The organism is Skermanella sp. TT6 (genome assembly GCF_016653635.2).
GTDB classification, from domain to species: domain Bacteria; phylum Pseudomonadota; class Alphaproteobacteria; order Azospirillales; family Azospirillaceae; genus Skermanella; species Skermanella cutis.
In genome coordinates, this window is the sequence record NZ_CP067420.1 from 1,373,518 (window position 1) to 1,387,346 (window position 13,829).

At 70.1% G+C, this 13,829-nt stretch carries 7 protein-coding genes; 3 read left to right on the forward strand and 4 right to left on the reverse strand.

Annotated features, from left to right (window positions below):
• Nucleotides 1-142: 142 nt before the first annotated feature.
• A complete protein-coding gene (gene tyrS / locus IGS68_RS06395) occupies nucleotides 143-1,396 on the forward strand; it encodes a tyrosine--tRNA ligase (protein ID WP_201078229.1) in 1,254 nt (417 codons plus the stop codon).
• 27 nt (nucleotides 1,397-1,423) lie between these two features.
• Here tyrS and IGS68_RS06400 read toward each other — a convergent pair whose 3' ends face one another.
• Nucleotides 1,424-4,621 carry a YhdP family protein gene (locus IGS68_RS06400; RefSeq protein ID WP_201078231.1) on the reverse strand — a complete coding sequence of 1,066 codons (3,198 nt, stop codon included), beginning with the start codon at nucleotides 4,619-4,621 and terminating at the stop codon, nucleotides 1,424-1,426.
• 147 nt (nucleotides 4,622-4,768) lie between these two features.
• Here IGS68_RS06400 and IGS68_RS06405 point away from each other — a divergent pair, with 147 nt between their 5' ends.
• On the forward strand, nucleotides 4,769-7,759 hold the full coding sequence (locus IGS68_RS06405) for a bifunctional [glutamine synthetase] adenylyltransferase/[glutamine synthetase]-adenylyl-L-tyrosine phosphorylase (protein ID WP_201078233.1): 2,991 nt from the start codon (nucleotides 4,769-4,771) through the stop codon (nucleotides 7,757-7,759).
• Between the two features lie 216 nt (nucleotides 7,760-7,975).
• On the opposite strand, the gene IGS68_RS36140 is transcribed toward IGS68_RS06405, so the two are convergent.
• Nucleotides 7,976-10,846: a DUF4214 domain-containing protein gene (locus IGS68_RS36140; protein ID WP_201078235.1), complete on the reverse strand. Its 2,871-nt coding sequence runs from the start codon at nucleotides 10,844-10,846 to the stop codon at nucleotides 7,976-7,978.
• Between the two features lie 198 nt (nucleotides 10,847-11,044).
• Here IGS68_RS36140 and IGS68_RS06415 point away from each other — a divergent pair, with 198 nt between their 5' ends.
• Nucleotides 11,045-12,418 (forward strand): hypothetical protein, encoded by a 1,374-nt coding sequence (locus IGS68_RS06415; protein WP_201078237.1) that lies wholly within the window; start codon nucleotides 11,045-11,047, stop codon nucleotides 12,416-12,418.
• A gap of 1 nt (nucleotide 12,419) precedes the next feature.
• Here the strand turns inward: IGS68_RS06415 and pqqE are convergent, their stop codons facing one another.
• Nucleotides 12,420-13,553, reverse strand: coding sequence for a pyrroloquinoline quinone biosynthesis protein PqqE (gene pqqE, locus IGS68_RS06420; RefSeq protein WP_201078239.1), 1,134 nt, complete (start codon nucleotides 13,551-13,553; stop codon nucleotides 12,420-12,422).
• Complete coding sequence (gene pqqD, locus IGS68_RS06425; RefSeq protein ID WP_201078241.1) at nucleotides 13,550-13,828, reverse strand: pyrroloquinoline quinone biosynthesis peptide chaperone PqqD; 279 nt, start codon at nucleotides 13,826-13,828, stop codon at nucleotides 13,550-13,552. The genes pqqE and pqqD overlap by 4 nt, the downstream gene beginning before the upstream one ends.
• Nucleotide 13,829 lies beyond the last annotated feature (1 nt).

Consider the following 13,829-nt stretch of genomic DNA (forward strand, 5'->3'; position numbering starts at 1 on the left):
CTATGGTGCTGGCAAAGAAGGGCGGGTGCCGCCCTGTTTCCCATGGGAAGGCTAAGGCGCGCAAGCCCCGCTGGCCCGGTTCGGCGGTTTGTGCTAACAGACGCCGCCCTCGGAACCCTCCTTCAAGACCTGGACCCTAGAGATGAGCGATCTCCGTTCGGAATTCCTGCGCATCCTGACCACGCGCGGATTCATCCATCAGTGCACCGACCTGGAAGGCCTGGACGCGCTGGCCTCCGAGGGGATCGTGACCGCCTATATCGGCTTCGACTGCACGGCGGACAGCCTGCATGTCGGTCATCTGGTCTCGATCATGATGCTGCGCTGGCTGCAGCGCTGCGGGCACAAGCCGATCGTCCTGATGGGCGGCGGGACCACCAAGATCGGCGATCCGACCGGCCGCGACGAGAGCCGCAAGATGCTGACCGACGAGCAGATATCGGCCAACATGGACGGCATCAAGCGGGTGTTCGGCCAATTCCTGACCTTCGGCGACGGGCCGACCGACGCCGCCATGGTCAACAACGCCGACTGGCTGGAGAAGCTCGGCTACATCACGTTCCTGCGCGACATGGGCGTGCATTTCACGGTCAACCGCATGCTGACCTTCGACAGCGTCAAGCTGCGGCTGGAGCGCGAGCAGCCGATGACTTTCCTGGAGTTCAACTACATGATCCTCCAGGCCTACGACTTCCTGGAACTGCACCGCCGCGTCGGCTGCCGGCTCCAGATGGGCGGCTCCGACCAGTGGGGCAACATCGTCAACGGCGTCGAGCTGGGCCGCCGGGTGGACCAGGCCGGCCTGTTCGGCCTCACCACCCCGCTGATGACGACCGCGTCCGGCACCAAGATGGGCAAGAGCCTGGGCGGGGCCGTCTGGCTCAACGCCGACCGGCTCTCGCCCTACGATTACTGGCAGTTCTGGCGCAACACCGAGGACGCCGACGTCGGCCGCTTCCTGCGCCTCTTCACCGAGCTGCCGCTGGACGAGATCGCCGAGCTGGAGCGGCTGGAGGGGGCCGGCATCAACGAGGCCAAGAAGCGCCTGGCCTTCGAGACGACCCGGATGTGCCACGGCGAGGCCGCGGCGCTGGAAGCCGCCGAGACCGCGCGGCGCACCTTCGAGCAGGGCGGGCTGGCCGAGGGCCTGCCGACGGTCGGGATCGCCCGCGCCGAGCTGGACGCCGGCATCCCGGTGATCGACCTGCTGGTCCGCGCCGACCTGGCGGCCTCGAAGGGCGAGGCCAAGCGCCTGATCAAGGGCGGCGGCGCCCGGCTGAACGACGCCGTCGTGGTCGATGAGGCGCAGGTGACCGGCACGGGCGACCTCAACGCTGAGGGCGTGCTGAAGCTGTCGGCCGGCAAGAAGCGCCACGCCCTGGTCAAGGCGATGTGAGGCGGCGGCCGGCTTGCCGCCTCCGGTTCAGTCGCTCTCGGGATACTCGTAGACCCAGGGGCTCTTGTCCGTGCCCGCGTCGTGGTCCAGGAAGAAGAGGTTGCGGAGGAATCCCGGAGCCAGCACGGCCAGCGGGTTGACCCGGACCGACGGGTCGTTCAGCGGCCCCTGGATCTGGTAGGTCGCGGCGAAGATCCCCTGGCCCTCGCCGCCGGTCAGGATGTCGCCCAGCACGGGGATGGAGCCCAGCAGGCGGTTCAGGCCGTAGATCGGCACGATGGTACCTTGCAGGTCCGCGCGCTCGCCCCCAACGTCGATGGTCCCCTCCATGGTCAAGCCCAGCGCCGACCCGGAGGTGCGCACATCGTCGAAACGCACCTTCTCCTGCCGCTCCTCCCAGCTGAACTCGCCGGTCAGCTTGGAGAAGCCGAGGCTGCGGCCTTCCACCAGTTCGGCGAACCCGCTGGGCGACACCGCATTGAGAAGTCTGGCCAGCACCGGCGCGTTGACCATGGCATAGTCGCTCATCTCGATCCGTCCGGCCAGCGGGCTGCCCGGCCGGGACGGGTCGGTGCGGCCGACGATGGTCAGCTTGCCGCCGCGGATATTGTCGAACAGGTCCAGGGCGTACAGCATCGCGCCGGCGTCGCCGGTCTCCAGCACGAGCCGGCGGCCCGCCGCCTCGGGCGCGTACTGGAGCACGAGATGGGAACCGGACTGGCCGACCCGGGCATTGACCTGGGCCGCGGTCCATCCCTCCGGGTCGCGCTGGAGATTTGCCGAGACTTCGCGCAGGCTCCGTCCTTCGCCCAGGACGACCCGGTCCACCGCCGCCGTCACTTCGAGCGGGATCTTGTCCTCTCCATCCGCAGGCTTGCCCTTCTTCCCGTCGCGGAGCGGGCGCAGGTCAAGGCTCTGCCCGGAAAGGTTCACCTTCCAGCCGCCCCCCGCCATCGGCGCCGCGTCGCCCGCCAGGCGGGTCGCCCCCAGCGACAGGCCGGCCACCGTCACGCCCCGGACGGCGCCGTCCGGCGCCAGTTCCACGGCGCCGGTGGCCGCGAGCCCCGACGTGTCCAGGGCGATGTCGGACAGGCGGACGGGGTCGCCCCTGGCCAGTTCCAGCGTCGCGCGGGCGGTTCCGGGCATGCCCGGCCGCTTGGTCCAGTCCAGGAGTTCGACCGCCATGCCGGCGTCCCGCAGGTCCAGGTTCGCCGCGAGCCTGCCCTGGCCCGGTTTCGCGACGGTATAGACGGCGTCGAGGCCGACCGGTCCGGTCAGGAAGGGCCGGGTCGGAAAGCCCAGCCTTTCGCGGTCGGCGTCCCCAAGCACGCCGCGCGCGGTGATCCGGGTCAGGATGTCGGCCTTGGACGAGAAGCTTTCCATCCAGCTGAAATCGGCCGGGATGCCGTTGACCCGCGCATTGCCGGCGATCACCAGCTTCTGCGGGTCGAGCGTCAGCTCGCCGTCCGCCTTCGTCACCGGCAGGCGGGGCAGCAGGCCGCTGACCGACACGTCCGACAGCTTGCCCTTCGCGCCGAACACGATGTCGTCCACCGTCAGGCTGTTGAACAGCGGGAACTTGAAGGTCAGCCGCGCGCTGGCCGATCCGCCGACCGACGACGGCTTCAGCCCCAGCTTGTCGGGAAAGCCGAGCGGCTTGTGGTTCAGCACCTCCAGCGCGGTCCGCAGCGGGCCGGAGACCGGGGTCGCGATGTCGATCGCCTGGTCATCGCGGTCCAGCCCGGTGATCACGATCTTCGACGCGCCGACGGCCATGTCGCGGAGTTGCCCGCCCTCGGCGTCCACGGTCAGGGTGCTCGGGGAGATCCGGACCACCCCGTCCACCCCGGTGACCGGCGGCAACTCCTTGAAATAGCGGACCTGCACGCCCTTGACCCGGATCTCGCTGTCCAAGGATGCCAGCGTGGACTCGTCGGGCGCGTCCAGGTCGATCACCGCATGGGCGGTCGCGCGGGCTTGCTCGGCGCGGCCGGCCGACAGGTTCTCGGTGATCCAGCCGCGCGGGTTGGCGGCGACTCCCCGGGGCCATAGCCGGTGCAACTCGTCGATCGGCACGCCCGTGATCTCGGCGGATCCGGTCACGTCGAGCTTGCGGTTGCCGAGATCGAGCGCGACGGCGTTCAGCGAGACGGTCGGCCCGCCCGGATCCGGGCCCAGGGCCGCGGTGAATTCGTCCACCACGACGCGGCGCTTCAGGCTGTCGAACGAGGCGCGAAGCCGCGCCTGCGCCAGTTTCAGCGGTTCGGCATAGAAGTCGGGCAGGGTGAGGGTACCGTCCCGGCCGGAGACGTCGATCTGCGCCTCCATCGGGACGAAGGCGCGGTCCAGGCGAAGCTCCGCCTTGCCGTCCAGCACCATGGCGGCGCCGGACAACGCCGCCAGCGCGGGAGCCCGGCCGGCCAGGTCGGCCGGCGACACATTGCCGAACCGTCCAGTCACCTCGGTGATCCCGTCGGCACTGCGGAACCGGAGCCGGGCATCGAGCCGGACGACGCGGTTGCCCATTTCCAGGTCGAGGCGGGCGCTGCCGCCCAAACCCGCCTCGTCGCGCCGAAGGATGACGTCGCCCCGCGGCGCCTGCCAGACCTGGCCGAGCAGCCGGTCGTCCAGGGTCAGGCGCGCACCGGAAACGCGGACTTCTGACAGGCGCGACAGCGGGCCTGGCTTGGTGCCGGGCGGCTGCTGCAGCGCCTTCAGCACCTCCTCGACCACGTCGACCTCGCCATGCTCGACCGGCAGGTCGCCGGTGCGGACATCGACATCGACCGTGCCGTCCGCCGCGCGCTGGAGTTGGATGTCCGGCTGGAAAACCCGGAGCACGGTCGGCTGGACATGGCCCTGCACCAGCTCGCGCATGTCGAAGCTGATGCCCAATGCCGGCACCGCCGCGATCAGCGCGCCGGTCGGACCGTAGATGCGGGCATCGCGGGCGCGGATGTCGAATGCCTGGAAGTCGAACGCGCGGTCCCCGTCCTCGGTCCCCGTGCCGCCCCAATTCAGCACGGTCTCGCCGATGTCGACCCGGACGCCCATGCGTGAGTCGTTCAGCGTCTGCTCGATCACCGGGGTCAGGAAATCGACCTGGATCGGACCGCCGGACAGACGCCACAGGAACAGCGCCACTACGACCGTCAGCCCGATCAGGACGGCGCTGACGGCCTCGATCAGCACGAGGCCGGTAAATCGTCCCGCCTTCCGGATCACCTCGACGCGTCCATCCCGATGACTGTCCCCCTGGCGAAAATACAGGCACCGTTCCCGGCGCCACGGTTGACCCGAACGCTTCCGGCGCGCAGTCTCGATTCCATCTCCGGCCCGCGCCGGACCTCCGCAGCGAACAGTCCAGCCGCCATGACAGCCGCCGACGCCCTTTTCGACCCGACATCCCTGCCCAAGCCGGCGGACCCCAACGCGACCTCCCTCGGGCTGGAACGCTGGGCGGAGCAGGCCGCCCGCTGCCCCGACGCCGAGGCCGCCGCGTTCGCCCGCGCATATGCCGAAGACCCGGCGGGCCGCCGGCTGCTGGAGGCGGTGTTCGGAAACTCCCCCTTCCTGACCCAGGCCATGGTGATGGACCTGCCCTTCGCCCGGCGCATGCTGACGGAGGGATGGGATGCCGGTTTCGACGCCGAACTGCGGGCGATCCGCGCCGAACTGGCCGGCGAGCGCGACATGGCGCGCCTGATGGCGAGGCTGCGGGTCGCCAAGCGCCGGGTATCGCTGGTCACCGCGCTGGCCGACATGGCGGGGGCATGGGACCTTGCCCGCGTCACCGGGGCGCTCAGCACCTTCGCGGAGGACGCGCTCCGCCTGTCCTGCAACCATCTGCTGTCGAAAGCGGCGGCGGGCGGGGCGCTGATCCTTCCCGAGCCGGAGCGGCCGTCGGTCGGAAGCGGTTTGATCATTCTGGCCATGGGCAAGTTCGGGGCGCGAGAGCTCAATTATTCCAGTGATATCGATCTGATCGTCCTTTACGACGACCATGTCGTCCAGACCACCCAGCCGGACAACATGGCCCGGACCTTCGTACGTCTCGCCCGCGATCTTGTCCGCATTATGGAGGAACGTACGCGGGACGGCTACGTCTTCCGCACGGATCTCCGTTTGCGCCCGGATCCGGGCGCCACGCCGCTGGCGGTCTCGATCTCGGCGGCGGAATCCTACTACGGCAGCCTGGGCCAGAACTGGGAGCGCGCGGCCATGATCAAGGCCCGCGCGGTCGCCGGCGACCTGGAGGCGGGGGCTCATTTCCTGCGCTTCCTGGTCCCCTTCGTCTGGCGCCGCAGCCTGGATTTCGCGGCGATCCAGGACATCCACTCGATCAAGCGCCAGATCAACGCCCACCGGGGCTACCGGACGACGGCGGTGAACGGCCACAATGTGAAGCTGGGCCGGGGCGGCATCCGGGAGATCGAGTTCTTCGCCCAGACCCAGCAGCTGATCTTCGGCGGCCGCGACCCGACGCTCCGGACCTCGGGCACGGTGGAGAGCCTGCTGGCCCTGGTCGCGGCCGGCCGGATCGAGCGGTCGGTCGCCGACGACCTGATCCGCGCCTACGGTTTCCTGCGCAAGGTCGAGCACCGCGTCCAGATGAGGGACGACCGCCAGACCCATACGCTTCCGGCCGACGATGCCGGGATCGCGGCGCTGGCCGCCTTCATGGGCTACGACGCGGCGGAGCCGTTCCGCGCCGACCTGCTGGGCACGCTGGCCTTGGTGGAGGACCATTACGCGGCCCTGTTCGAGGAGGCGCCGCCCCTGGCCGGCGCGGGCAACCTCGTGTTCACCGGGACCGAGGACGATCCGGACACCCTGGCGACGCTCCGTGCCATGGGCTTCGGCAACCCGTCCTCGGTCGCCGCCGCTGTGCGCGCCTGGCACCATGGCCGCTACCGGGCGACCCGGAGCACCCGGGCGCGGGAACTGCTGACCGAACTGGCGCCGACCCTGCTCCGGGCGCTGGGCGACACGGCGAACCCGGACGACGCCTTCAACCGCTTCGACGAGTTCCTGGCCCGGCTGCCGGCCGGCGTGCAGCTCTTCTCGATGTTCTACAGCAACCCCAACCTGCTCAACCTGGTGGCCGAGATCATGGGCAGCGCCCCGCGCCTCGCGGGGGTGCTCAGCCGCAACCCCAACCGGCTCGACGCGGTGCTGACGCCGGGATTCTTCGACGCGCTGCCGTCCCGCGGGGCGCTGGCCGAGCAGCTCGGCCTGCTGCTGCGCCAGGCGCGCGATTTCGAGGACGTGCTGAACATCACCCGCCGCTGGACCAACGACCAGATCGTCTGGGCCGGCATCCATATCCTGCGCAACATCACCGACGGCGAGCGCTGCGGGCCTTTCCTGTCCGACGTCGCCGACCTCGGGCTGGCGGCCCTGGAGCCGCGCGTGACGGAGGAGTTCGCCCGCCGCCACGGCCGGTTCGACGGGCATGGGGTGGCGATCCTGGCGCTGGGCAAGCTGGGCAGCCGCCAGATGACCCTACGCTCCGACCTGGACCTGATCATGGTCTACGACGTGCCGCCGGACCTCGGCACGTCCGACGGCGAGAAGCCGCTGGCGCCGAACGAGTATTTCATCCGGCTGACCCAGCGCATGATCAACGCCGTGACGGCGCCGACCGGCGAAGGACGCCTCTACGACGTGGACATGCGGCTTCGCCCCAGCGGCAATGCCGGCCCCCTGGCGATCAGCCTGGAGAGCTTCGCCCGCTACCAGGCGAACGACGCCTGGACCTGGGAGCACATGGCGCTGACCCGCGCCCGGGTGATCCACGGTCCGCCCGGCCTCGTCGAACGGCTGGAAGCCGCCGTGCGCGGGGTGCTCACCCGCCCGCGCGATCCCGACAAGCTGCTGCGAGACGTCTCGGAGATGCGAGCCCGGATCGACAAGGAGTTCGGCACGACCGACATCTGGGACGTCAAGTATGTCCGGGGCGGCACCATCGACGTGGAGTTCGTCGCCCAGTACCTGATGCTGCGCCACGCGGCCGAGCATCCGGAAATCCTCAGCGGCGACGCCGCGGCCGCGCTGCGCGCCGCGGCCCGGGCCGGCCTGCTGGACGGCAGGGTCGCGGACGACCTGTGCGCGGCGCTGTCGCTGTGGCGCCGCATCCAGGGCTTCCTGCGCCTGACCACGGAGGGCCGGTTCGTAGCCGAGAAGGCCCCCGCCGGCCTGCGCCAGGCCCTGATCCGCGCCGCCTTCCCGGAAAGCGCCGATGACGCCGGCTTCGGCTTCGACGCGCTCGAAGCCAAGGCCCGCGGCATCGCCGCCCGGGCGCACCGCCATTTCGTCGATCTGGTGGACGAGCCGGCGGCGCGGCTGGCCGACCTGGGGTGACGCGACGCCGCTTGGCGAGGTCGTCTTTCCGGCAGTATCCCGCCAGTGTTCCGGCACAGTGGTCGTGAGTGGGGCGCCGTAGGTCGGCCTCGGCCGAAGGCCGACGCCGACAGCATGGCCGGAGCGTTGATGCAGGGCGTCGGCGTTCGCCCTGGCGGGCGAAGGCCGACCTACGGCGAATTGCTCTAAACCATTGTGCGACAACACTGATTCCAGTCAGGCGAACCAGATCCCGTCGTCGATGTACGGAGCCCGCTGCATCTTGTGCTCGACCGATTCGGAGAAGCCGACCAGCGCCTCGGTCCGCGTCATCCCGGCGTCCAGGGCGCCGGTCCAGTTCCGCAGGCCGTCCGGATCGCCCTGGCGGTCCAGCACGTTTCGGTACAGAAGGTCGACGAACCCAGCGTTGTCCACCGCGCCGTAGCGCTGCTGGAACTCGTTCGAGCCGATGAACCCTCCGGCGGCCTCGTGCAGCGTCATGCCGGCCTTGACCGCCGCCGTCCAGCCGACCAGCCCTCCCGCGTCGGGAAGGCGGTCGAACGCGCTGTCGTAGAGGCGGGCCACCGCCGCGGCCTGGTCGTCGCGCAGCCAGAGTCCCCGCTCGATGACGGGAGCGGTCCGCTGGACGTTCTCCACCGACTCCGAAAAGCCCACCAGCGCCTCGGCCCGGGTGAGGCCGGCGCCCAGCGAGCCGGTCCAGTTGGTCACGCCCGCCTCCTCGCCCTCGCGATGCAGGACGTTACGGTAGAGTTGCTCGACGAAGCCCCGGTCTTCCAGCGGACCGTAGCGGAGCCGGAACTCCTCCGACCCGACGAAACCGCCGGCAGCCTGGGCGAGCGTCAGCGCGCCGGCATCCAGGGCCGCCTTCCACGCGAGCAGGCCGCCCGGGTCCGGCGCACGGTCCAGGGCTGCGCCGTAGAGCCGGTGGACCTGCGCCGCGGTATCCCCCGTATCGGTCACGTAACGGCCGTCCGTGAAGACCAGATGCTCCACCCCGCGCACGGTATCCACGCCGTCCGGACCCGATACCCTGACGTCGCCGCCCGTGTCGAAGGTCACGGCATGCTGCCGCCGGGGTCCCGCCCAGATGGCGGTGTCGATGCCCGGACCGCCGTCGATCAGGTCGCTCCCGGCGCCGCCTTCCAGCCAATCGTCGCCGGTGCCGCCGTAGAGGCGGTCGTCGCCGTCACCGCCGAAGATCCGGTCGTCGCCGCCCTCGCCCCGGATCAGATCGCTTCCGGCACCGCCGCGCAGCAGGTCCGACCCGGCGCCTCCGGCAAGCGCCAGCCCGACGGGGCCGTCGCCGAAGGAACCGCCGTCGGCGGCGGCGAAGGCGCTGCCGCGCAAGGCGGCGATGGCCGCCAGCTTCTCCGGGAGGACGGTGCGCCAGTCGTCGGCCAGGATGCCGCCGGTATCGGTGGAGTTCGGGTTCCACGACCACCACGCCCAGGACAGCCCCGCCGCGGGCTGGCCTGCGTCCGTCACGCCGTCGCCGTCCAGATCCCCGTTCAGCGTCGCCGTGAGTTTCGACAGCCAGACCAGGTCCTTGGGGTCGTTCAGCCTGGTGCCGAACTCGCCCAGCATCACGGGAGCGATGTTCTGCCGCGCGATGAAGCCCCACTGGGTGTCGAACAGGCCCTGGAGCTGCGCGGCGTAGTCGTCGGCTTGGAACCAGGGCTGCCGATGGACGGAGTCGGGATAGTCGTGGGGCGAGTAGACGAGCTTGTTGGCGACCGGCAACTCGACCGGATGGTCGGCGACGCCCTGGAGATTGCCGCCCCACCAGTACCAGCTTCCCTTGTAGCTCTCGATCCCCTCGACCAGGATAAGCCAGTCGGGATTGACCGCCTGGATCGCCGCGCCGGCCCGCTCGGCCGCCGCCTTCCAGTCGGTGGCGGGATTGCCGTCGCCCCAGGTCGCCTGGCCGTGCGGTTCGTTGTGCAGGTCGGCGGCGACCACGGTGCTGTTGCCCTTGTAGCGCTGGGCCAGCATCACCCAGTCGTCCATCCACTCCTGGTCGGTATGGGCGCCCTCGTACCACAGGCCGTTCTGGTTCGGCCCGTCGCCGGCGGCGCTGCGGTGGTGGTCGAGGATGATGCGCAACCCGATCCGCCCGGCATGCTCGACGATCCTGTCGATGATGCCGAGGCCGTCGAGCCCGACCAGGTCGGGGTTGAGGGTGCCGTTGATGTTGGCCGGAGCCCTGCCGTCCAGCAGTTCGGACGAGAAGGGAAGGCGGATCGCGTTGAAGCCCGCGTCGGCCATCTGCTTCATCATGTCCTGCCAGTTCCGGGCCTGCAGCCCGTCCGGCGAGGCGCGCAGGGATTCCAGGCCGAACCAGTTGACGGCGGCCAAGCGGACCGGCGTGCCGGCGGCATCGACGATCTCGTTGCCGCGGGTGGACAGGAAGCCGTCGGCGACCACGCCGGGCGCCGCGGGCGACGGGCCGTCGTCGTCATGGATCGTTCCGGTCGCCTGCCAGCGGACCGGGACGGCCCCCTCGGCCAACTTGACCACCAGCCGCACCGTCTCGTTCAGTTCCGCCACGGTGTCGCCGATGACGTCGATCCGGACGGTGGCCCTCGTCTCGCCCGGGGCGAAGGTCACGGTGCCGCCGGCGGTCCGGTAATCGGTCCCGGCGGTGGCGCCGCCCGCGGCCGTTTCCCAGCGCACCGTGACCGGCGTCGCCGACGCCTGCGACAGGCTGAGGTGGAACGTTAGCGGCGTGGTGCCGGAATCCCCCTCGACCGCGAAGCCGTCGGTCACCGTCAGGTACGGCATCGCGTCCGCCTGCCCGGGAGCGGACGGCAGGAACACCGGTTCCGCCGGGGTCCCCTGCGCCGTGAAGCCGATGTTGGCGCTCTGGCCGGGCGCCAGCGTCCCGTTCATGCCGACATTGCCGAAGGTGGTCACTCCCGTCGGGGAGGGCAGCGCGGTGACGTTCCACCAGGACTGGAGGACCCAGGGCGCCGTGAACGACAGGTGCCAGTCGGTCACGGTCTCCGGACCGTCGTTGACCACCAGGATCTCGGCCGCGAAACCCTGGTCCCAGACATTGCCGAGCTTGAAGACTGTACGGATACCCATGGAACTCGCCCTTGATCATCTGTCGGAGCAAGGACGATTGATAGTGGGATTCGAGACGAAATTAGCCCTTTATAAAGAGTTGGGCCGTGCCGCATGCGCGCCACCCCGATGGCTGCGCCATTTTTTCTAGCGCGTTCGATAGGGGTAATATGCGACACTCGCCGCGCGGATTGCTGCGGGTAAGGGTGGAAGATCGGCATGGACGTCGCCGGGTTCAGGTTCGCGGTCGAGACGCTGGAGAGAGGCAGGTGGTCGGTCCTGTGCCTGATGGCCGACGACATCGCCGCCGCGCGCATGGCCTATTCGCTGATGACGCTGTACCCGTTCGACGGCGTGCGGCTCGCGCTGTTCGACCCCGCGCTGGACGACAGGCCCGAGCGGGTGATCTGGGAGCATTTGAAGGCGACCGGGGAGGAAGGGCATGACGCGATCAATGCCGACGATGTCCTCGACCTGACCCCGCTGCCGGAAGGGCATTTCCCGCACGACGACGGCGGCGAGGAGGGGCCGCGCTCCTTCCGCCTGGGGTCGGAACCGGAAATCGACGATCCGGGAGCGGTCGCCAGGCACAGGCTTTCCCGCGGCAGGTCCGCGGCGGCCCCGAAAGCGGCGTCCCGCCTCTGGCCTCCCGGCCGGCGGCTAGCCGGCAGGGCGATCGGCGCCGGGCTCGTGATTTCCGGAATTTTCGGTGCCGCCTTGCTGAACCTGCCCGAACGGCCGTCGCCGCGTCCGCCGGAACAGCCCCTGCGTCTCGCCGACCTGGGACCGGCACGGCCAGAGGCTTCCGCGCCCCCGGTTCTGTCTCCGGCTCCGGTTCCGGTGGAGCCCGCCGCCGCCGACCCCGCCCCTGCGGAGCCGGCTTCCGGCGCGTCCCCGATCCTGGGCAAATGGGCGAAGGACACGCAGGCCTGCGCCAACGACTTTCTGATCTTCCGGCCGGACAGCAGCATCCTGGTCGATGCGCGGCTGGCGCTCGCCTCGGGCGGGCCGGTCTTCTACGGCACGGAGGGAGTGGACATCACTGTCTTCGACGAGACCTCGGAATCGCGCTACCGCGCGCTGGCCCCGGACCGGCTCCGGCAGGTCTCCTATTTCAGCAGCCGGACCGGCCTGCACGAGGGCGGGCCGACGCTGGTGCGCTGTCCCGACGCCGAGCCGCCGCCAGGGGTGGAATGGGCGCCGGACCCGATCGACCGCGCGACCGCGCTGTCACGGCTCGACGAGGCCCGGTCCCGTTTCGAGGCCGCCCGCGCGGTGGCGGGAACGCCGTCCGTCCCGGCCCCCCTGCGCGGGCGCTGGGGCGCGCGGTGCGACATCGGCTACCTTCAATGGGAAGACGGCGTCCAGACCTCCTGGAGCACGTTCGGCGGCGACGAGAAGCGCGCGATTTCGGCCTACAAGGAGTTGGGCACCCGCTTCACCATCGTGTTCGAGGGCGGCTATACCCAGTTCTACGACCTCGTCGCCGACGACCAGATCGTGCTGGCCGGCATCGGTGCCCAGGGGGTCATGACCGACCCGGCGCCGCCGCCCTGGACCGGACGGCGCTGCCCGCTCCCGGCGCAGTCCTGACTCACGCCCCGCCGATGCGGCGATAGACGAAGGGCGGGGGCGCCGCGCCCGCTTCCCGTTCCGCCAGGGCGAAGATCTCGTCATGGAACGGCGACAGCCCGCAGGCCGGATCGACCGCGTCGGCCTTGCCGGTCAGCGCGAAGGCCTGGCAGCGGCAGCCGCCCCAGTCGATCTCCCGGCGGTCGCAGGTCCGGCAGGTCTCCGGCATCCAGTCGGTGCCGCGATAAGCCTGGAACGCGGCGGAGTTCCGCCAGATCTCCCCCAGCGGATGGTCCTGGACGCGGTCGAATTCCAGCCCGGTGATGCTCTCGGCCGCGTGGCAGGGCAGCACCTTGCCGGCCGGCGAGACGTTGAGGAACTGGCGGCCCCAGCCGCCCATGCAGGATTTCGGGCGCTTGGCGTAATAGTCCGGGACGACATAGTCGATCATCAGCCGGCCCTTCAACCGCTCCCGCGCCGCGGTCACCACCTCCGTCGCCCGGTCGAGCTGTTCGCGGGTCGGCAGCAGCGCCGCCCGGTTCTTCAGCGCCCAGCCATAGTACTGGACATGGGCGACCTCCAGCCGCTCGGCCCCCAGGTCCAGGGCGAGCTGGATCATCTCCTCCAGCCGGCCGAGATTGTGCCGGTGGACGACCGCGTTGACTGTCAGCGGCAGGTCCGCCTCGCGGATCAGGCGCGCGACCTCCAGCTTGCGGGCCTGGGCGCCCGCGAAATTGCCGATCCGCTCGGCGCTCTCGATATCGGTGTCCTGGAAGCTGAGCTGCACATGGTCCAGCCCGGCGTCGTACAGTTCCTTCAGCCGGGCGGCGTCGAGCAGCACGCCCGAGGTGATCAGGTTGGTGTAGCAGCCCAGCTTGGCCGCGTGCCGGATCAGTTCCGCCAGGTCCTTGCGCACGGTCGGCTCGCCGCCGGAGAAATGGACCTGAAGGATGCCCAGCTCGGCCGCCTCCGTCAGCACCCGCTTCCAGGTCGCCGTGTCCAACTCCGCGCCGGAGCGTTCCAGCTCCACCGGGTTGGAGCAGTAGGGGCATTGCAGCGGGCAGCGGTGGGTCAGCTCGGCCAGCAGCGCCAGCGGCGGGGCCGGAGCGGCCTTTGCGGCCCTGTCCTTCGCGGGTGACGGCGAGAGGGCGTTCATGTCGTGATGATCCCCTTGTCGGCCAGATCCTGGAGCATGGCGACAACGTCGGCGGCGACCACGTCGCGTTCCGCCTCGAAGGTCCTCGCCAAGTCGTCGATGATGTCCTTCAAGGTGGTATCCCCGTCGCAGCGTTTCAGGACCTCGACCGCGATTTCGTCGGGCATGAAGACTTTTTCCGGGGCCAGGACGACCCAGGCCTCGCGGGCCTGGTCGAACCGGAACTTCACGTGCCGCGGCAGCCGCGGCACGTTTTCCTCGGTGATCGTCGCCATG

What these genes read in the sequence shown, in the direction of transcription:
- tyrS (WP_201078229.1), top strand. Translation starts at nt 143, where the DNA reads ATGAGCGATCTCCGTTCGGAATTCCTGCGCATCCTGACCACGCGCGGA.
- IGS68_RS06405 (WP_201078233.1), top strand. Translation starts at nt 4,769, where the DNA reads ATGACAGCCGCCGACGCCCTTTTCGACCCGACATCCCTGCCCAAGCCG.
- IGS68_RS36140 (WP_201078235.1), bottom strand. Translation starts at nt 10,846, where the DNA reads ATGGGTATCCGTACAGTCTTCAAGCTCGGCAATGTCTGGGACCAGGGT.
- IGS68_RS06415 (WP_201078237.1), top strand. Translation starts at nt 11,045, where the DNA reads ATGGACGTCGCCGGGTTCAGGTTCGCGGTCGAGACGCTGGAGAGAGGC.
- pqqE (WP_201078239.1), bottom strand. Translation starts at nt 13,553, where the DNA reads ATGAACGCCCTCTCGCCGTCACCCGCGAAGGACAGGGCCGCAAAGGCC.
- pqqD (WP_201078241.1), bottom strand. Translation starts at nt 13,828, where the DNA reads ATGGCGACGATCACCGAGGAAAACGTGCCGCGGCTGCCGCGGCACGTG.